Here is an 18,812-nt window from a genome sequence, read left to right as displayed (position 1 = left end):
GCGCTCACCCGGTGCTGCGCACCAGGCTCACCCGGTGCTGCGCACCAGGCTCACCCGGGGCTGCGCACCAGGCTCACCCGGTGCTGCGCACCAGGCTCACCCGGGGCTGCGCACCAGGCTCACCCGGTGCTGCGCACCAGGCTCACCCGGTGCTGCGCACCACCAGCAGCGTCGTGTCGTCCCCCTCGGGATCGGGCACGACCGTCATGAGGTGGTCGGCCAGCTCCGGCAGGGGCAGGTGCGCCGCACCGCCCGCGGCGGCGCGCAGCGACTCGATGGTCTCGTCCAGCGCCAGGCCCCGCCGCTCCACCAGACCGTCGCTGTAGAGGACCAGCGCCGCCCCCGGCGGCAGCCGCACCGGCTCCTCCTGCGCGCGGCCGGTGGACACCCCCAGCAGCGGTCGCGGCGCCACGGGCAGCAGGGACGCCCGGCCGTCCAGCAGCAGCAGCGGCGGCGGGTGCCCGGCGCTGGCCACGTGCCCGGTACCGGTGGCGGGGTCGAGGACCGCGACGACGGCCGTGGCCATGTGCTCGCCCAGCACGGACGCCACCAGGGCGTCGAGGCGGTCCAGCGCGGCGGCCGGGCCGTGCCCCTCCAGCAGGTAGGCCCGCGAGGCGGTGCGCAGCTGCGCCATCGCCGCGGCGGCGTGCACGCCGTGGCCGGAGACGTCGCCCACGACGACGGCGACCCGCCCGGCGGGCAGCTCCAGCGCGTCCCACCAGTCGCCGCCGAGCTGGCTGCCGCTGGCCGGGCGGTACCGCGCCAGCACGTCCAGGCCCTCGAACCGCGGCGGCTCCTCCAGCACGACCGCGCGCTGCAGCGACTCCGCCACCGCGATCTGGTCGCGCACCCGGCCCAGCACCAGGCTCGTGAGCTGGCTGCGCAGCCGGTCCGCGGCCACGGCCCGCCACCGCTCCCACGGCACGCTGCGCCCGCGCACCACCTCGCGCCACTTCTCGAACGACTTGCGCGGGCTGAGCCGGACACCCGGCCCCTCCGCGGCGGCGATCTCCTTGTTGCGCGGGTCGCCGCCCCAGTCGACGACCTCCTGCTGCTCCGGGCGCACCCACAGCAGCCAGCGGTCCGCGCCGAGCCCCACCCGCAGCGCACCGGCGGCCACCCGCTCGAGAGCGGACAGCCCCGGGTCCAGGGAGGCCAGGTGGTCGGTGAAGGTGGGAGCACCGTCACCTCGGGCCAGCAGCCCGGAGATCCGGTGCAGCGCCTCGTCGTCCGGGACCTCGCCCAGGGTCAGCAGCCGGCCGGCGACGGTCAGCGCGGCGCCGCCCGCGCCGAGCAGCTCCAGCAGCCGGCGGTCGCTGGTGAGGTTGACGAACGGGTCGCCCCCGGAGGCGGTGGCCTCCGAGACCAGCCCCGCGAGGAGGTCCTGCGCCTGCAGGGCGTCCTCGCGCTCGTCGGAGCGCTCCCGCTCGGCAATGAGCTGCGAGGCGGTCTGGCCGAGGAACTCCGCCGCGGAGCGGGCGTCGTGGCTGGGCCGGTGCGGGCCGGAGTAGTGGTGGCAGGCGATCAGGCCCCACAAGCGCCCGTCCAGCACCAGGGAGACGGACATGGACGCCGTCACGCCCATGTTCTTCAGGTACTCGACGTGGATCGGGGAGACGCTGCGCAGCACCGAGTGCGACAGGTCCAGGGGGGAACCGGTGCCCGGGTCGAGCAGGGGTTCCAGCGGTGCGGGGACGTAGTGGACGTCGGCGATCAGCCGGGTCCAGTTCACGGTGTAGAGGCGGCGGGCCTGGGCGGGGATGTCGGAGGCGGGGTAGTGCAGGCCGTGGAAGGGGTTCAGGTCGTCACGGCGGTCCTCGGCGACGACCTCGCCGTTCCACTGGGCGTCGAAGCGGTAGACCATGACGCGGTCGAAACCCGTCAGGGTGCGCACCTCGTGCGCCAGCTGCTGCGCGAGCTCGGCGGTCGAGCCGGTCCCCGTCAGGCGTCCCACGGCCGCGCGCGCCGAGCGGTACGAGACCGGTGAGAACGCCGGGGAGGAGCCGGCCGGCTCCACCTCCACCACGAGCCGCTCGCCGGACACGTGCAGCACCACGTCGACGTCCGTCCCCGCGCCGGTGGCCAGGTCCAGCACCGTGTGCAGCGGTTCGGCGACGTGGTCGGCGGCGTCGCGGGCGAGCACCTCCGCGGCCGCCCGCTCCCCCAGCGCCTCGCGCAGCGGCCGGCCGAGCAGCTCGCCCGGCTCGCGCCCCAGCAGCCGCGCGGTGCTGGCGGAGGCGACGACCACCTCGTGGGTACCTCGGTCCACCGCCAGCAGGAACCCGTGCGGCTGCACGGCGCCGGGCACGTGGATGGGCTCGGTGTCGCAGTTGGTCAGGTCCACCGGGCCGTAGGCGGGCACGTAGGCGGGCGCCTCGGTGCCCGCCTCGACCTGGACCTCGCCCCGGACCTCGGCCTGGACCTCGGCCCGGACCCCCGCCTCGGCCGGGGCCGCCGCCCGCTGGGGGCGGCTCACGCGGTGGTCCGGGCCAGCGGGGCCAGCCAGCGCCGGTAGGCGGCGAACGCGGCGAGGGCGGTGGCGGTCATCTCCTCCACCGCGGCGTCCCCCGGCGCGCCCAGGGCGTCGACGGCCGCGGCGGTCTCGCGCCAGCGCCGCCCGGCCCCCGGCCGGCCCACGAGGGAGGTGCACGCCCGCTCCGGCACGCCCGCGGCGACCGCGGTGCGGTGGATGAGCGCGCCGCCGAGCGTGGAGCCGTCCAGCACGTAGCACAGCCCCAGGGCCTGCGCCCGGCCCGCGGCGGTGGGCGCGTCCGGGCACAGCGGCACGGCGTCCACGGCCGCCCCGTCGGCGCCGAGGGCGCGCAGGTCCTCGCGGGCCATGCCGGCGCGCGAGCGCGCGGCGACGTCCAGGGCCGCGGGGTCCGTGCGCGCCCAGCGCTCCAGGGACGCCTCCAGGGGGTCCAGCAGCCCCAGGGTCAGCTCCAGCCAGCGCCGGTGGAGCTCCACGTCCCAGGGCCGGTGCAGCACGTCCAGGCCGCCGTCCAGCTCCTCGTGCGCCTGCGCGGTGGCGGCCCGCACGTGGGCCAGCGCCCCGTCGGCGCGCCGGCCCCTCGCAGGGCGCGCGCCGTCCACGCCGTCAGTCGTCACGTCCCCGCTCTCCCCGAACGGTCGCGCACCGCTCTGCACCGACCGTAACCCCTCACCCGCGCACCCCGTCCAGACCCGTCCGCGCCACGACCCCGGTTGCCCGGTCGCGGCCGGCGTGGTGCCATCGAGGTTCGGGCCCCGCCCCCGGGCCCGCGCGGTCCAGTCGCGGGCCGCCCGTGCGCGGACACCGGAGTTCCCGTGGACACCCTGAGCACCCCCCTCACCCGGCGGGTACCCGCCGGCGGCGCCGCGGCGCCCGCCGTCGTGGACCTGCGCGAGCCCCTCCCCCTCGACGCGCTGCGCGAGGCCTACGCCGAGCGGCTGGCCCTGCTGGCCGCCCGCGCCCCGGCCGAGGAGCTGGCGCGCAACACCCAGCTCGTGCGCTCGCTGGAGGCGGCGCTGCGCCCGCCGGGCGTGCGGCTGCGCCGCAGCGGCCCGGACCCGGCGAACTTCCTGGGCTGATCCCCGACGGCGCCCCCGGCGGTCAGGACGCCGGCGGGCCGTCGACGCGCGCCAGCACGCGGCCGTCGGCGACGCGCACGTCCACCGTGGGCTGCGGGGTGGCGGCGGGGCCGTCCACGACCTCTCCGTCGTCGAAGCGGAAGGCGCTGCCGTGCCAGGGGCAGACGACCTCCGGTCCGCCGGCGCCCTCGCGGACCTCGCCGCCGTGCAGGCCGCCGCCCAGGTGCGAGCAGGTGTCGGCCAGCGCCCGCACCGACGAGCCGCGACGCAGCACGCACACCGGGGCCCGCCCCACGTGCCGCAGGGTCAGCTCCCCGTCGGGCAGCTCCTCCAGCGCGCCGATGTCCACGTGCTCGTCACCGGCCAGGTGCGGCAGGTGCTCGGCGTGGTTGGGGCCGGCGGCCCACCGGTAGGCCAGGTGGCCGCCCAGCGCACCGGCCGCACCGGCCGCCAGGGTGCCCGCGGTGCGCAGCAGCGGCGCGCGTCGCCCGGCCACCAGCGAGGCGCCCCAGCAGGTGACGGCCACGGCGTTGCCGGTGGCGTGCACGAGCGCCGTGCGCTGCTGGTCCACGTGCAGGCCCGTGTAGTCCGCCCACCCGGCGACCGCCGTGGGCACCGCGGAGGCCGCCGCGACGGCGGTGAGGTACCGGGCGGCCGGGTCCAGGGCGCGACCGGCCGGCAGGACGGCGGCGGCCGCGTCGAGCAGCAGCGCGGAGATCGAGGTGCCCACCGGGACCAGCGCCATCGCCGGGTGGGCGGGGTGCCCGAACGGGCGACCGTGCAGCAGGCCGCGCACCCGGCCGCCGGGCAGCAACCGGTCGGCGAGGTCCTTCGCGCGCGCGGCCACCGGGTCCAGCGCGGTCAGGCGGGACGGCGCGTCGAACAGGGTGCCGATCAGGGTCATGGCCCTTGCCTACTCCGGTCCGCGCGCCCCGGCACCTCGACGCACCCGGTGCGCCGGGTGCGCCGGGTGCGCCGGGTGCACCGGGTGCACCGGGTGCACCGGGTGCACCGGGTGCACCGGGAACGCATGGACGGTGACGGACCGGGTACCTGGGCGGCATGAGCACCACGACCGCCCCGCCCCGCGGCGCGGCCGCGGACGCGTCCGGGGGCACGAGCGTGCCGGGCGCCGTCCGCGACGCCCGCGGCCGGACCCGCACCCGCACCCCGGACCTCCTGCTGACGCTCGTGGCGCGGGGCTTCGACGGGCTGCCGCGGCTGCGCCCGGACCGCGACGCCCCGGCGGGTGCCCCGGTGCGCTCGCGGCTGCTGGGCCGCCCGGCGGTGGTCGTGCGCGGCGCGGAGGGGGTGCGCGCCTTCTACGACAGCTCCCTGGTGGCGCGGCGCGGCGCCGTGCCGGCCCCGCTGAGCCACGTCCTGTTCGGCCGCGGCGCCGTGCACGGCCTGGACGACGCCGCGCACCGGGTGCGCAAGGAGCTGTTCACCACCGCGCTGGCCGCCGAGCGCGTCGACGGCCTGGTGGCCGCCGCGGGTGAGGAGTGGGCGCGGGCGGTGCGGGAGTGGCCGGGCCGCGAGCGGGTCGTGGTCTTCGACGAGGCGGTCGGCGTGCTCGGCCGGGCGGTCCTGCGCTGGGCGGGGGCCGGTGCCGGCGGAGCCGCCGACACCGCCCGCGCGCACGAGCTCGCGACGATCGTCGACGGGTTCGGCTCGGCCGGGCCGCGGTTCCTGCGCGCCCGCCGGGCCCGGGGCCGCTGCGAGCGGTGGGCGGCGCGGGTGGTGCGCGACGTGCGCTCCGGCCGGCGCCTGGCTCCCGACGGCAGCGCGCTGGCGCTGGTGGCCGGGCACCGCGGACCCGACGGCCAGCTGCTGGACGAGCGCACGGCGGCGGTGGAGCTGCTGAACGTGCTGCGCCCCACGGTGGCCGTGGCGTGGCTGGTGGCGCAGGCCGCGGTGGCGCTGCACGAGCACCCGCGCTGGCGGGACGCCGTCGCGGCCGCGGCGGGCGGGGCGGAACCGTCCGGCACCGCGCTGGCCGTCGCGCACGAGGTGCGCCGGCGCTACCCCTTCGTGCCGGCCCTGGCCACGCGGTTGCGCCGCGACGCCGAGGTGGCCGGGCACCGGCTGCGCGCCGGCGACCGGATCGTGCTGGACGTCGTGGGCACGCACCGCGACCCGGCCGCGTGGCCGTCCCCCGAGGAGTTCGACCCCGGCCGGTTCGACGGGGCCGGCGTGTGCCCGGTCGCGCACGGTCTCGTCCCGCAGGGCGGCGGTGACGCCCGCACCGGTCACCGCTGCCCGGGGGAACCCGCCACGGTGCGCCTGCTGGCGCAGGCCGCCGAGGTGCTGTCGGCTCTGCGGTTCACCGTCCCGCCGCAGCAGACGCGGATGCCGGCGCGGCCGGTGCCGTCGCGCCCGGCCGACGGGTTCGTCGTCACGGAGGTCGCCCCGGCGGCCGGAGAGGAGCGCTGAGGAGTGCGGATCGTCATCACGGGAGCCGCCGGGAACGTCGGCACCGCCCTGCTGCGCCGCCTGGCGCAGCGCAACGCCGAGGGCGCCGGGCACGAGGTCGTCGGCATCGGCCGGCGGCTGCCGCCCGCCGACCGGTCCCCCTACGACACCGCGACCTGGACGTCGCTGGACATCGCCGACCCGGCCCGCCGGGGCGAGCTGCACGACGTGGTGCGCGGTGCCGACGCGGTGGTGCACGCCGCCTGGCTGATCCAGCCGGCCCGCGACTCCGCGGAACTTGCCCGCGTGAACCTCGGCGGCAGCCGCGAGGTGGTCCGCGCGGTGCGCGAGACGGGGGTTCCGCACCTGGTGCACATGTCGTCGATCGGGACGTACGCCCACCACCCCGACGACGACTCGCGCGTGGACGAGAACTGGCCCGCCACGGGGATCCCCACCCTGCAGTACTCGCGGGACAAGGCCGCCGTGGAGGCGCACCTGGACGTCGTCGAACCGGAATCACCGGGCCTGACGGTGACCCGGGTGCGACCGGGGCTGGTGTTCCAGCGCGACTCGGCCAGCGAGATCGCCCGGTACTTCGCCGGCGCCCTGGTCCCGGCCCGCGCGCTGGGCCGGGTTCCGCTGCCGGTGCTGCCCCTGCCGCACGGGGTGCGGTTCCAGGTCGTGCACGCCGACGACCTGGCCGACGCGCTGGTGCGCATCGTGGAGCAGCGCGCCGGCGGCGCGTTCAACCTCGCCGACGAACCCGTGCTGGGCGGGCGCGACCTGGGCAGGGCGCTGAACGCGCGCACGCTCGTCCCCGTGCCGCACGGGCTGGCCCGGGCGGCGGTGGCCGCCAGTCACCACGCCCGCATCCACCCCGTGAAACCCGGCTGGTTCGACCTGGGCATGTCGGTCCCCGTCATGGACACGAACCGCGCGCGGACGGAACTGGGCTGGCAGCCCGCTCACGCGGCCGCGGACGTCCTCACCGAACTGCTGGCCGGGATGCGCGAGCACGCGGGCACCGCCTCGCCGCCGTTGCGCAGCCGCTCGGCCGCGGAACCCGGCTCGCGGGTGGGCACGTGACCGGCCGAGCGCGGTCCGCGGACCACGCGGACCGGGGAACCGGCGCGCCGGGACGCCGCCGGGCGGTTCCCCCGCCCGGCCGGTTCCCCGGCGAGGGCGTCGCGCAGGCGGTGCAGCACCGCCGAGAGCAACCGGGAGACCTGCATCTGGCTGATGCCGAGTTCCGCGGCGATCTGGGACTGCGTGGCGTCGGCGAAGAACCGCATCGCCAGGATCCGCCGGTCGCGGTCGGGCAGTTCCGCCAGCACCGGACCGAGGGAGGCGAGGTCGTCCACCACGGAGGTGGGGTCGCCGGAGGCGACGAGCGTGTCCCCGACGGTGGTGTCGTCGTCGGCGCCCAGGCGCGCGTCCAGCGAGACCGCCGAGTAGGCCGCTGCGGCGCAACGGGCTTCGCGGACCTCCTGCACCGAGGTGCCCAGCCGTTCGGCCAGCGCGTCCTCGTCCGCGCCCGCCGCGTTCTCCTGCTCCAGGTCGCGCTCCACCGACCGCATCCGGGAACGCAGTTCCTGCAGGCGCCGCGGGGGACGCACGTCCCAGCCGTGGTCGCGGAAGTGGCGGCGGATCTCCCCGGTGATCGTCGGGGTCGCGTACGCGGCGAACGACGCACCGGCGCCCGGCTGGTACCCCCGCGCCGCCTTCACCAGGCCGAGGAAGGCCACCTGGACCAGGTCGTCCCAGGACTCGCCGCGGTTGCGGTAGCGCGAGGCCAGGCCGCGCGCCAGGTCGAGGTGCTCCACGACCAGGTCCTCGACTGCCGGGGCGGTGGTGCTGTGCGGCGCCGTCGGGGCGACGGCAGCGTCGACGTCGGGAACTAGAGCGGTCACGGAAACCCTCCGCATCAGTCCTTGCTCGGTGATCAGGCGATCTGCTGCACCCGCGAGGCACAGTCGAGCACCGACGCACCGGGTCGGCAACCGCAGCCGGCACCGGCCTCAGGGGCGGGCCTCGACCACCTGCAGCAGTTCGAGCAGGTGCACGAACGCCTGTGCGAACGGCCGGTGCTGCGTGCGCTCGCGCACGTCCTGCCAGTCCACGGCCTCGCGGATGCTGCGCACCACCCGCAGCGCGGGGGCGAAGTCGCAGGTGTGCTCGTCGAAGGCGCACAGCTTGTGCACGACGACGTCGGTGGCGGAGATCACCGGCATCTGAACCGACAGCACCTCCAGCTGCTGCGCGCGCGCGAGCAGGTCGTCGTCGACGGGGACGCCGCCACCGCGGTGCAGCAGGTCGACCTCCACGCCGTCGCTGAGGACCTTGAACAGCCAGTCCTCCGGCGGGGCCAGGACCTCGAAACCGGCGTCGCGGAAGTGCTCGCGCACCCGTTCGGCGTCCTCGGCGCGCAGGTCGAAGTCGACGTCGTGCACGGGTTCGGGGGCGCCGTGGACCCACGCGGCGTACCCGCCGGCCAGGGCGAACGGCACCTCGGCGCGCTTGAGCTCGGCCGCGATGCGCACCAGGGCGGTGCGGCGCTGCTCGACGGTCGTGGCGGTGGCGTTGACGCCCGCGTCCACCTCCCCGTCTCCCACGCCGTGGTCTCCCGTGTTCTCCACCGTGCTCCTCCTGCTCTCGTGGCGCACCCTGGGAGGGTGCGACTGGCGACCTTCAACATCCTGCACGGCAGATCGCTCGAGGACGACCGGGTGGACGTGGGCCGCTACGCCGCCGCGATCGCCTCCCTCGACGCGGACGTGGTGGCGCTGCAGGAGGTCGACCGCGCGCAGGAGCGCTCCGCGCGCGCGGACCTGACCGCGGTGGCCGCCGAGGCGCTGGACGCCGGTGAGCACCGGTTCGTGGCGGCGCTGTCGGGCACCCCCGGGGCCACGTGGATGGCGGCCACCGGGCAGGAGCAGCCGGACGAGGCCGCCTACGGCATCGCCCTGCTGTCCCGGTTCCCGGTGCGCTCCTGGGAGGTGGTGCGGTTGCCGGCGGTGCCCTGGACGGTGCCCGTCGTCTTCCCCGGCGATCGCCGCCCGAAGCTGGTGCGCGACGAGCCGCGCGTCGCGGTGGTGGCCGAGGTGGAGGACCCCGCCACGGGCCGCTGCCTGACGGTGGCCGGCACCCACCTGTCGTTCATCCCCGGGTGGAACTCCTGGCAGCTGCGGCGGCTGGTGCGCGTGCTGCGCCGCCGGCCGGGCCCGGTGGTCCTCATGGGCGACCTGAACCTGGAGCCGGAGGCGGTGCACCGCGTCAGCGGGATGCGCCCGCTGGTGCGCGCCGGCACGTTCCCCCTGCACGCGCCCGAGCGCCAGCTCGACCACGTGGTGGTGGGTGGCGAAGGCGCCACCCCGCTGCGGGTCAGCGGCGGCGGGGCGCGGCGGATGCCGCTGTCGGACCACCTGGCCCTCACCGTCGACCTGGCCTGAGGCGCGTCCCCCCTCAACCCCGCCGCCGCCCGCGCCGATGGACCGGGGACGCCGGTGCGCCGCGAGGACCCGGCGCGCCTCGGGACGGAGGGGAACGTGACGACGACCACGGGCCGCGCGAGCGTGCGCGAGGCCGGGGCGGCCGCGGCCGTGCGGCTGGCCGCGGCCGTGGCCGGGCTGCCCGGCGCGGACGTGGAGCTGCTCACCGGCGACGAGGCGTGCACGCTCGGGCCGGGCACCGCCCGCGCGCGGGTGCCCGTGCTCACCTCCCGGGGTGAGCCGCTGGGGGCGCTGTGCCTGCACTCGGCGCTGCCGGACGCGGCCGCCCTGGCCGGCCTGGAGGACGTGGCGCAGCTGCTGGTGCCGCTGCTGGAGCGGCGCGCGGACGGGCCCGCGGACGTGCTGGACGCCGACGAGCAGCGCACCCTGGCCGAGCTGGTGGCCGCGGAGGTGGAGCACCGCCGCGAGCTCACCGAGGCGGTGCTGGCCAGCGTGGACGTCGGCATCCTCGTCGCCGACCCCGAGGGCCGGCTGCAGATGGGCAACGACACCGCGATCGACTGGCTGGGGCAGCCGGTGCGCGACGACCTCGACCCGTGCGACCAGGCGGCCCACTACGGCCTGTACGGCCCCGGCGGCCGCACGCTGCTCACCGAGCACGACTCCCCGCTGCAGCGCGCGCTGCGCGGGGAGGACGTGGTCGACGCGGAGGTGGTGATCGTCCCCTTCGGGCACCCCTCGCGCACGGTGCTGTGCACGGCGCGGGCGATGAGCGCGACGGCCGGTCACCTGCTGGGCGCCGTGGTCGCGATGCACGACGTGACCGCCGCCCGCGCCCGGGAGGCCGCGCTGGCCGCGGCGCACGCCCAGCTGGCCGAGCACGCCGAGCAGGTCGAGGCGCTGGCGCGCGCGTCGCGGGCGGTGGCCACGGCCGACGACCCGCGCCGGGCGGTGTGCGAGGCCGTGCGCGACCTGGCGGGGGCGGACGTGGTGCACCTGCTGCAGCCGGACGGTCCCCGCGCCCTGGTCTCCACCGCGTGCGCGGGGGCCGGTGGGCGCCTGGGGGTGCGGGTGGACGTGGAGGCGCGCTCCAGCCTGACGGCCGCGGCCTTCCTGGACGGCGAGCAGGTGTTCGCGCCCGACGTGAGCACCACCCGGGGCGCGGACCCGGAACTGGCGCGCACCGTGGGCGCGGTCTCGGCGGTGTGGCAGCCGGTGCTGCTGCGCGGCGACGAGCCGATCGGCGTGCTCAGCGTGGTGTGGCACCACCGGGTGGCGGCGATGCCCCCGGGGCTGCCCTCGCTGCTGCGCACGTTCGCCGGTGAGGCGGCGCACGCCGTGGAGCGCGCGGACCTGCTGGCGCGGCTGGCGCGGGCGGCGGAGCGCGACGCGCTGACCGGCCTGGCGAACCGGCACCGCTGGGACGAGTCCGCGCCGGCGGAGATCGCCCGCGCCCAGCGCACCGGCGCCCCCCTGACGTTCGCCCTGATCGACCTGGACCGCTTCAAGCGCTACAACGACACCTTCGGGCACCTGCAGGGCGACGTGCTGCTGCGCGAGTTCGCCGCCGCGGCGGGGTCGTGCCTGCGCGAGGCGGACACGCTGGCCCGCTGGGGCGGGGAGGAGTTCGTGCTGGCGCTGCCCGGGTGCACCGCCGAGGAGGCGGTGCGGGTGGCCGACCGCATCCGCGCGGTGGTGCCGCACGGGCAGACCGCCACCGTCGGGGTGGCGCAGTGGACGCCGGGCAGCTCGGTGGCGGAGGTGCTGGCCCGGGCCGACGAGGCGCTGTACCGCGGCAAGCACGGCGGGCGGGACACCACGGTCGTGGCGCCGGCGGGCTGAGCGCCGCACCCCGCGCCCGGAGCCGGGCCGTCAGCCCAGGTGCGGGCCCAGCAGCGACAGGTCCGCGGCCGAGAGGCGGTCCTTCGCGGTGGCGGCCTGGTGCCAGTGCGGGTACCGCAGCGGGACCGCGCTCACCTGGTCCAGGCGGCGGCGCTCGTCGTCGGTGAGCACCAGGTCGGCCGCGGCGAGGTTGTCGCGCAGCTGCTCCTCGGTGCGCGCGCCGATCACCAGGGAGGTCACGCCGGGCCGGCCCAGCAACCAGGCCAGCGCCACCTGCGCGGCGGAGACGCCGTGCGCCTCGCCCACCTCGACGAGCACGTCGACGGTGTCGTACAGCTTGCCCTCGTCGTGCACGGGCGGCTCGCTCCAGTCCGTCAGGTGCCGCGAGCCCTCCGGCGCGGAGCGGTCGCGGCGGTACTTGCCCGACAGCAGCCCGCCGGCCAGCGGGCTCCACACCAGGATGCCGAGGTCCTGGTCCAGGGTCAGCGGCACCAGCTCGTCCTCGGCGTCGCGCGCCTGCAGGGTGTAGTGGATCTGCTGGGAGACGTAGCGCTGGTAGCCGCGGGCGTCGGCCACCGCCAGGGCCTTCATCAGCTGCCAGCCGGAGTGGTTGGAGGCACCGACGTAGCGGACCTTGCCGCTGCGCACCAGGGTGTCCAGCGCCTCCAGCGTCTCCTCCAGCGGCGTCTGCCCGTCCCACTCGTGGATCTGGTACAGGTCGACGTGGTCGGTGCGCAGCCGGCGCAGGCTGCGCTCCACCGAGCGCACGAGGTGGTGCCGGGAGGCGCCGCCGTCGTTGGGGCCGGGTCCGGCGACCATGCGGGCCTTGGTGGCGACGAGGACGTCGTCGCGCCGGCCCTGCAGCACCTCGCCGAGGATGTCCTCGCTGACGCCGTCGGAGTAGATGTCCGCGGTGTCGAAGAGGTTGACCCCCGCCTCGATCGCGACGTCCACCTGGCGGCGCGCCTGCGCCACGTCGGTGTTCCCGACGTTCGCGAAGGCGCCCTGCCCGCCGAACGTCATCGTGCCCATGGTGATCGTCGAGACGCGCAGCCCCGACCGTCCGAGTCGTCGGTACTCCATGCCGGCGACCCTACGCGCGCCCCTCCCGCAGCGCTCGCGCCCGCCACGCCTCCTCGATCGCGGCGGGGCGCTGCTGCGCGGCGCGGACCCGCTCGACGTCCAGCTTCTGCGAGCGGTCGAAGGAGTAGATCCCGTTCTGCTCCTGGAAGACGTCGGTGAGCTGCGTGTAGCAGTAGCCGAACATCAACGGGTCGTCCAGGAGGACGCCGGTCAGCCCGGCGAAGCGCTCGTGGAACTCCTCCTCGCTGCGCGGAGCCCGCCCGTAGCCCCACGACGACTCCGCGCCGCGGTCCACGGAGGAGTCGCTGGCCTCGGCGTCGGGCCGCCACCAGATGCCGCCGAACTCGCTGCAGAACCAGGGTTGCCCCCCGTAGGGCACCGACCACTCCCGCCCGTCCTCGCCGCGGTTGACGTGCGGGGCGTCCTGCGCCAGGCCGCCGACCTCCCGGGCGAACTCCGCGGGGTCCTGGGTGTAGTCGTGGCTGTCCCACACGTCGGACTCGGCGACCCGGTGCGAGTACCCGGAGGCGTCCAGGACGGGGCGGGAGGTGTCCATCGCCTTCGCCGCCAGGAACATCGCGCGGGTGACGTCGTCCAGGACGGTGATCCGGTCGGTGAGGCGCTGGTAGGTCTCGTTCAGCCCGCACCAGCCGATCAGCGCGGGGTGCGAGTGGTCGCGCTCCAGGGCCTCCAGCCACTGGGTGATGAAGGAGGCGGTGGGCCGCTGGAACTCGTGGTCCAGCTGCGTGCCGCGCTCGGCGGCGCCCCAGTCGCCGAACTCGCCCCAGCACAGGTACCCCAGGCGGTCGGCGTGGAAGAGGAAGCGCTCCTCGAACACCTTCTGGTGCAGCCGGGCGCCGTTGAAGCCGGCGGCCAGCGACAGCTCGATGTCGCGCACCAGGGCCTCGTCGCTGGGCGCGGTCATCAGCCCGTCGGGCCAGTACCCCTGGTCCAGCACCAGGCGCTGGAAGACCGGCCGGCCGTTGAGCAGGACCGCCTTGCCGTCGATGGACACCGAGCGCAGGCCCGCGTAGGTGTCCACGGCGTCGACCTCGGCGCCGTCCGCGTCCAGGAGCGCGATCCGCACGTCGTACAGGTGCGGGTCCTCCGGTGACCACAGCCGCACCCGGTCCTGCGGCAGCGCGAGCACCAGGCGCGGCGAGAGGTCCAGGTCGGCGCGCACCGCCGCGGTCAGCACCTCGCCGGCCGCGTCGGAGACGGTGGCCCGCAGCGTCCAGCCGGCGCGGTCCCCGGCGGCGCCGGTGCCGGAGCGGCGCAGCGGCTGCTCCAGGTGGAACGCGGACCCGGCGACGTCCGGGGTGATCCTGGGGCGGGCCAGGGAGACGTCCGGCACGGGCTCGGCCCACACGGTCTGCCAGATGCCGGTGGTGCGGGTGTAGAAGCACTCGTAGTTGCCGTACCGGGTGGACTGCTTGCCGCGCGCCTGCGGGCCCCACCGGCTGTCGCGGGCCCGGACGACCACCGTGACGGTGCCGCGGCGGTGACCGAGGTCGACGGTGAAGGGGGTGAAGCCGCCGCGGTGGCGGGCCAGCTCCTCGCCGTCCACCCACACGGTCGCGTCGTGGTCGACGGCACCGAAGTGCAGCAGCGTGCGCCGCCCGGCCCACTGCGCGGGCAGCTCGACCTGGCGGCGGTACCAGACGGCCGGCAGGAAGTCCGTGACCCCCACCCCCGACAGCTCCGACTCCGGCGCGAACGGCACGGTGATCGCGCCGGTGAGCGGTCGCTCCAGCAGGCCCCGCTCCAGCCCCGAGTCGCCGGCGTCCACCTCGAACTCCCAGGTGCCGTTCAGGCAGAGCCAGTCCGGGCGGCGCACGGAGGGCCGGGGGTGCTCGGGCCGGGGGACGTCCCGGGGGTGGTCGGTGGAGCCGGGCGCCTGGGGCACGGGTGCCTCCTCGTCGAGGGCTGGATCACGGGCAGCATGCCGCTGCCGTCACGGTTCGGGCAACACCCTCCCGGAGCCCTGACAACGTTGCAGGTCGGTGCTAGCGTCCGGCAGCACCAGCGGGGACATCGGAGTCCCCGCCCGGTCGAGGGACGGACGGCGTGACGAGTTCTCCACCTGCACCACGGCACCGGGCGCTGACCCGGCGCTCCCTCCTCCACGGCGGCCTCGCCGCCGGTGGCCTCGGTCTGGCCGCGACGGCCTCCGGGTGCGGAACGCCCCTCGTGGCGGGTGTCGCAGGCACCCAGCTCGCGCCCGGGACCGTGACCTTCTGGAACCTCTTCGGCGGCGGTGACGGCGCGCGGCTGCAGCTCATGCTCGAGGAGTACGAGCAGCAGCACGGCGGTTCGGACGCGCTGCAGGCGGCGACGTTCGCCTGGGGCAACCCGTACTACACGAAGGTCTCCCTGGCCACGCTGGGCGACAAGCCCCCGGACGTGGCCGTGGCCCACGCGACGCGGGCGACGAACCTCGCGCGCGCCGGGCTGCTCACCGAGATCACCGACGAGATGCTCGCCTCGGTGGGGCTGTCGTCGGCCGACTTCACGCCCAAGGTGTGGGAGTCCACCGTCATGGACGGCAAGGCCTACGCCGTCCCGCTGGACACCCACCCGTTCGTCCTCTTCTACAACAAGGCGGTCTGCCGCGACGCCGGCCTGCTCGACGCGAACGACGAACTGGTGCCCATCCAGGGCACCGAGCAGTGGGAGGCCGCCCTGACGGCGGCGAAGGAGGTCACCGGGGCCTACGGCGCGAGCGTGGCGACGGTCAGCGAGACGGCGACGCCCTGGCGCTTCTTCCAGACGCTGTACTCCCAGCGCAACGGCAGCACCCCCTTCCTCTCCGACGGCGGGACGGAGCTGACGTTCGACGAGGCGCTCGTCGCGGACACGCTGGCCTACATGCAGAGCCTGACCGCGAGCGGCCTGATGCCGCAGGCGACGGACTACGCCGGGTCGCAGACGCTCATGTTCACCGGGCAGTCGGCGTTCTACCTGCAGGGCGAGTGGGAGATCACCACCGCGCAGAGCGTGGAGGGGCTGGAGTTCGGGATGGTCCCCGTCCCCACGCTGTTCGACCAGCCGGCCTGCCAGGCCGACTCCCACGCGTTCGTGCTGCCCACGATGGAGCGCAGCCCCGAGCAGCTCGAGCTGGCGATGGGTTTCGTGAAGTCCATGCTCGACCAGAGCCTGGCCTGGGCGGAGGGCGGGCACGTCCCGGCCTACCTGCCCGCGCTGCGCAGTCCCGAGTACGCCGCGATGGAGCCGCAGTCCGACTACGCGGAGGCCGCCGACTACGCCGTGTACGACGCCCCCGCGTGGTACTCCGGGTCGGGGTCGAACTTCGAGAACATCGTCGGGGCACAGATCGGCCTGGTCATGCAGGGCATCGCCAGCCCCGAGGAGGCCATCGCCAGCATGCGCTCGCAGCTGGGCACCTACGCCAGGACGGCGGACCCTCTGTCATGAGCGCCACACCCACGAGCCGTCAACGCCGACAGGAGGCCCGCCCGTGAGCGCTCCGGCCATCACGAAGCCCGGTGCAGCCGTCAACGGGCCACCGAGGAAGGACCGGCTGCGCGCGGGCGACACCAAGCCCGCCTGGCTGTTCCTCGCCCCCTTCGCCCTGTTCTACGTGCTGTTCCTCATCTGGCCGACCGTCTACATGGTCATCGCCAGCTTCTTCAACACCAGCATCGTCCAGGAGGGGTTCGGCTCCTTCACCGGCTTCGGCAACTACCAGGAGATGCTGACCCGGCCGGAGTTCTGGTCGGCGATGTGGCACACCCTGCAGTTCACGCTCTACACGACGCCGCCGCTGGTCGTGCTGTCCTTCGTGTTCGCCATCCTCGCCAACCGGGTCCGCAGGGGCCAGGCGCTCTTCCGCCTGGCGTTCTTCGTCCCGTTCATCCTGCCGTCCGCCGCCATCGCGCTGATCTGGAACTTCATCTACACCCCGGCCAGCGGCCTGCTGGCGGTGGTGCAGGGGTGGTTCGGCGTGGAGGCCCCCTCGCCCGTCCTCGGCACGCCGAGCATCGCCATGATCGGCATCGCCATCACCACCGTGTGGTGGACGATCGGCTTCAACTTCATCCTCTACCTCGCCGGCCTGCAGGACATCCCGCGGGAGCTGTACGAGGCGGCCGCGCTGGACGGCGCCTCGCCGTGGCAGCAGATCAGGTGGATCACCATCCCCATGCTCAGCCGCACGACGACGCTCGTCATCCTGCTGCAGATCATCGCCAGCCTGAAGATCTTCGACCAGGTGTACCTCATGACCGGCGGCGGCCCCGGCATCTCGACAGAGGTCGCCCTGGGCCTGATCACCACCTCGGCGTTCACCGACTTCCGGGTGGGGGCCGCCTCGGCCGCCTCGGTGCTGCTGTTCATCGTCATCGTGATCATCGCAGTGCTGCGGCAGCTCATCGACCGCGCGCAGGAGAGGAGGGCCTGACATGGCGACCACCGGAACGAGCAGCAGCCCCCGCCGCACCGGCATCTCCGCAGCGGCCCCGCCGCCCCGGCGGGTGGCGGACTCGTCGAAGAACAGCACCCGCGCCTTCAACGTCGTCTGCGGGGTCGTCCTGGGGGTCTTCGCGATCCTGTGGCTGATCCCCAGCTTCTGGGCGATCAAGACGTCGCTGACCCCGAACAGCGTGTCCGCGGTCGGCGCCGAGGAGATCCTCCGATACGGCGGCCTGACCTTCGAGCCGTACGCCAACATCCTGCGCGGCGGCGCCATCTGGGACTGGTACCTGGCCAGCTTCTTCACCTCGGTGGTCACCACGCTGCTGACCGTGGTGACCGCCTCGATGAGCGGTTACGCCCTCTCCAGGCTGCAGTTCCGGGGGCGCAACCTGGTCTTCTTGCTCATGCTCGCCGGGATCATGATCCCCAGCCAGGTGCTCGTGGTGCCGATCTTCCAGATGCTCGACGCCGTCTCGCTGCTCAACACCTACTGGGCGGTGATCCTCCCTCAGGTGCCGTACGTCATCGCGGTCTTCGTCTTCAAGCAGTTCTTCGACGGCCTGCCCAAGGAGCTCGAGGAGTCCGCCCGCATCGACGGCGCCGGCTTCTGGCGGATCTACCGCTCGATCATCATGCCGCTGTCCAAGCCGGTGATCTCGGCGATGGCGATCCTCACGTTCGTCAACGTCTGGAACAACCTGCTGCTGCCGCTGTTCGTGGTGGCCAACCCGGAGCTGATGACCATCCCCGTCGGCCTGGCGACCGTGCAGGGCTCGTTCGGCCAGCGCTACTCCGACATCCAGGCCTCGTCCATCCTGGGTGCTCTTCCGCTGGTGATCCTGTTCCTGCTCTTCCAGCGCCGCATCGTCGAGGGCGTCGCCGGTACCGGCCTGAAGGGCTGAACCGGCACCCGCCTTCGAGGCGCCCACCAGCAGGCCCCCGGCCGTTCGGCCGGGGGCCTGCCGCGCTCAGCCGGGAGCGCCCGCCCGCCACCCCAGCGCGGGCCCGAGCCGGGTCGCGGTGTCGGTGAGGATCTGCACGTAGTCCTCGTGGGCGAAGCCGAACGGCAGGGCGAACACCACCTCGCGCACCTGCCGGTACCCCGGGTGGGCGCGCAGCGCGGCGGCGATCTCCTCGCTGCCGCCCAGCAGGTCCGGGGCGAACAGCAAGCGGGCCGGTCCCTGCGGCTCCCGGGTGCGCGGGGTGCGCGCGGCCACGTAGGCGGCGTAGCGCTCCCGCTGCGCGCGGCTCGCGCCGTCGGTGGGGATGACCACCAGGCCCTGCGAGGCGCGGGCCGCCTCGCCGGCCGGGTGCGCGGCGCGGAACGCTCGCAGCTGGGTGCGCTGCAGCTCCCCGAAGTCCCAGGGCCCGTCCCCCTCGGCCTTCACGACGCTGGAGGTCAGCAGGTTCAGCCCGTGCTGACCCGCCCAGCGGGCCGAGGCCAGGCTCGAGGCCCCGTACCACAGGCGCTGCGCCAGCCCCGGCGAGTGCGGCTGCACCCGCTCGGAGTACGTCTCGGTGCCCTCGGTGCCGGCGAAGGAGCTGGCGGCCTCGCCGCGCAGCAGGCGCTGCAGCCGCAGCGCCCGCTCGTGGCCGAAGTCCTCGGCGTCCGCGGTGCCCGGGTACAGGGCGTCGCGCACGTGCTCCAGGTGGATCGGCGGCCCGACGCTGACGCCGGGTTCCAGCCGGCCGCCGGACAGGACGTCCACGGTCGCCAGGTCCTCCGCCAGGCGCAGCGGGTTCTCCCACCCCAGCGGCGTCACCGCGGTGCCCAGCCGGATGCGCCGGGTGCGCTGGGACGCGGCGGCCAGCACCGCCACCGGGGAGGAGATGCCGTGCTGCAGGTGCCGGTGCCGGACCCACGCGCTGTCGAAGCCCAGCCGCTCCCCCAGCTCGATCACCTCCAGGGTGCTGCGGTGGCCCGGGCCGGGGTCGGCGGGGTCGAACGAGCCGATGGTGAGGAACCCCATCCGCTCCAGCGGTTCACCTTCGCGCGGCACGCGCTCCTCCTCGTCTGCG

The 18,812-nt window shown here is 75.5% G+C and carries 15 protein-coding genes and 1 pseudogene; 8 read left to right on the top strand and 8 right to left on the bottom strand.

Annotated features, from left to right (window positions below; all coding sequences use genetic code 11):
- Positions 1-142: 142 nt before the first annotated feature.
- Complete coding sequence (locus tag V9U69_RS03645) at positions 143-2,476, bottom strand: SpoIIE family protein phosphatase (protein ID WP_337059941.1); 2,334 nt, start codon at positions 2,474-2,476, stop codon at positions 143-145.
- A complete protein-coding gene (locus tag V9U69_RS03640; RefSeq protein ID WP_337059940.1) occupies positions 2,473-3,108 on the bottom strand; it encodes a biliverdin-producing heme oxygenase in 636 nt (211 codons plus the stop codon). The genes V9U69_RS03645 and V9U69_RS03640 overlap by 4 nt, the downstream gene beginning before the upstream one ends.
- A 198-nt stretch (positions 3,109-3,306) precedes the next feature.
- On the opposite strand from V9U69_RS03640, the gene V9U69_RS03635 reads away from it, so the two are divergent.
- Positions 3,307-3,570 carry a hypothetical protein gene (locus V9U69_RS03635; protein ID WP_337059939.1) on the top strand — a complete coding sequence of 88 codons (264 nt, stop codon included), beginning with the start codon at positions 3,307-3,309 and terminating at the stop codon, positions 3,568-3,570.
- A 22-nt stretch (positions 3,571-3,592) separates the two neighbouring features.
- On the opposite strand, the gene V9U69_RS03630 is transcribed toward V9U69_RS03635, so the two are convergent.
- On the bottom strand, positions 3,593-4,474 hold the full coding sequence (locus tag V9U69_RS03630) for a Rieske (2Fe-2S) protein (protein WP_337059938.1): 882 nt from the start codon (positions 4,472-4,474) through the stop codon (positions 3,593-3,595).
- A gap of 158 nt (positions 4,475-4,632) precedes the next feature.
- Here V9U69_RS03630 and V9U69_RS03625 point away from each other — a divergent pair, with 158 nt between their 5' ends.
- Positions 4,633-6,003 carry a cytochrome P450 gene (locus V9U69_RS03625; RefSeq protein WP_337059937.1) on the top strand — a complete coding sequence of 457 codons (1,371 nt, stop codon included), beginning with the start codon at positions 4,633-4,635 and terminating at the stop codon, positions 6,001-6,003.
- Between the two features lie 3 nt (positions 6,004-6,006).
- Complete coding sequence (locus V9U69_RS03620; protein ID WP_337059936.1) at positions 6,007-7,071, top strand: NAD-dependent epimerase/dehydratase family protein; 1,065 nt, start codon at positions 6,007-6,009, stop codon at positions 7,069-7,071.
- Positions 7,072-7,175: 104 nt separating this feature from the next.
- Here V9U69_RS03620 and V9U69_RS03615 read toward each other — a convergent pair.
- Positions 7,176-7,910 (bottom strand): annotated as a pseudogene (locus V9U69_RS03615) (sigma-70 family RNA polymerase sigma factor); the annotation flags it as partial.
- Between the two features lie 93 nt (positions 7,911-8,003).
- A complete protein-coding gene (locus tag V9U69_RS03610) occupies positions 8,004-8,621 on the bottom strand; it encodes a nucleotidyltransferase (RefSeq protein WP_337059935.1) in 618 nt (205 codons plus the stop codon).
- Between the two features lie 36 nt (positions 8,622-8,657).
- On the opposite strand from V9U69_RS03610, the gene V9U69_RS03605 reads away from it, so the two are divergent.
- The gene (locus tag V9U69_RS03605) at positions 8,658-9,434 is read left to right on the top strand and encodes an endonuclease/exonuclease/phosphatase family protein (protein ID WP_337059934.1); all 777 of its coding nucleotides are present in this window, start codon (positions 8,658-8,660) and stop codon (positions 9,432-9,434) included.
- Between the two features lie 96 nt (positions 9,435-9,530).
- Positions 9,531-11,276, top strand: coding sequence for a diguanylate cyclase domain-containing protein (locus V9U69_RS03600; protein ID WP_337059933.1), 1,746 nt, complete (start codon positions 9,531-9,533; stop codon positions 11,274-11,276).
- A 30-nt stretch (positions 11,277-11,306) separates the two neighbouring features.
- On the opposite strand, the gene V9U69_RS03595 is transcribed toward V9U69_RS03600, so the two are convergent.
- Together V9U69_RS03595 and V9U69_RS03590 are read right to left on the bottom strand one after the other, a co-directional pair.
- Positions 11,307-12,359, bottom strand: coding sequence for an aldo/keto reductase (locus V9U69_RS03595; protein WP_337059932.1), 1,053 nt, complete (start codon positions 12,357-12,359; stop codon positions 11,307-11,309).
- Positions 12,360-12,369: 10 nt separating this feature from the next.
- A complete protein-coding gene (locus tag V9U69_RS03590; RefSeq protein WP_337059931.1) occupies positions 12,370-14,265 on the bottom strand; it encodes a glycoside hydrolase family 2 protein in 1,896 nt (631 codons plus the stop codon).
- A 284-nt stretch (positions 14,266-14,549) separates the two neighbouring features.
- Here V9U69_RS03590 and V9U69_RS03585 point away from each other — a divergent pair, with 284 nt between their 5' ends.
- Genes V9U69_RS03585 through V9U69_RS03575 form a run of 3 tightly spaced genes read left to right on the top strand, consistent with a single transcriptional unit; the run spans position 14,550 to position 17,695 of the window.
- Positions 14,550-15,794, top strand: a complete 1,245-nt coding sequence (locus V9U69_RS03585; protein ID WP_337059930.1) for an extracellular solute-binding protein — start codon at positions 14,550-14,552, stop codon at positions 15,792-15,794.
- Between the two features lie 43 nt (positions 15,795-15,837).
- The gene (locus V9U69_RS03580) at positions 15,838-16,779 is read left to right on the top strand and encodes a carbohydrate ABC transporter permease (RefSeq protein WP_337059929.1); all 942 of its coding nucleotides are present in this window, start codon (positions 15,838-15,840) and stop codon (positions 16,777-16,779) included.
- Between the two features lies 1 nt (position 16,780).
- On the top strand, positions 16,781-17,695 hold the full coding sequence (locus tag V9U69_RS03575) for a carbohydrate ABC transporter permease (RefSeq protein ID WP_337059928.1): 915 nt from the start codon (positions 16,781-16,783) through the stop codon (positions 17,693-17,695).
- A 66-nt stretch (positions 17,696-17,761) separates the two neighbouring features.
- Here V9U69_RS03575 and V9U69_RS03570 read toward each other — a convergent pair whose 3' ends face one another.
- Complete coding sequence (locus tag V9U69_RS03570) at positions 17,762-18,763, bottom strand: LLM class flavin-dependent oxidoreductase (protein ID WP_442907570.1); 1,002 nt, start codon at positions 18,761-18,763, stop codon at positions 17,762-17,764.
- Between the last annotated feature and the right edge of the window lie 49 nt (positions 18,764-18,812).

Origin of the sequence: Kineococcus sp. G2 (genome assembly GCF_037154035.1) — a bacterium.
Lineage (GTDB): Bacteria > Actinomycetota > Actinomycetes > Actinomycetales > Kineococcaceae > Kineococcus.
Note: the sequence above shows the minus strand (reverse complement) of the source record. Positions and strands in the feature narration are given on the sequence as shown.

Excerpts from the sequence above, each read along its gene's own strand:
- V9U69_RS03630 (WP_337059938.1), bottom strand. The coding sequence starts at position 4,474 with ATGACCCTGATCGGCACCCTGTTCGACGCGCCGTCCCGCCTGACCGCG.
- V9U69_RS03625 (WP_337059937.1), top strand. The coding sequence starts at position 4,633 with ATGAGCACCACGACCGCCCCGCCCCGCGGCGCGGCCGCGGACGCGTCC.
- V9U69_RS03595 (WP_337059932.1), bottom strand. The coding sequence starts at position 12,359 with ATGGAGTACCGACGACTCGGACGGTCGGGGCTGCGCGTCTCGACGATC.
- V9U69_RS03575 (WP_337059928.1), top strand. The coding sequence starts at position 16,781 with ATGGCGACCACCGGAACGAGCAGCAGCCCCCGCCGCACCGGCATCTCC.
- V9U69_RS03570 (WP_442907570.1), bottom strand. The coding sequence starts at position 18,763 with ATGGGGTTCCTCACCATCGGCTCGTTCGACCCCGCCGACCCCGGCCCG.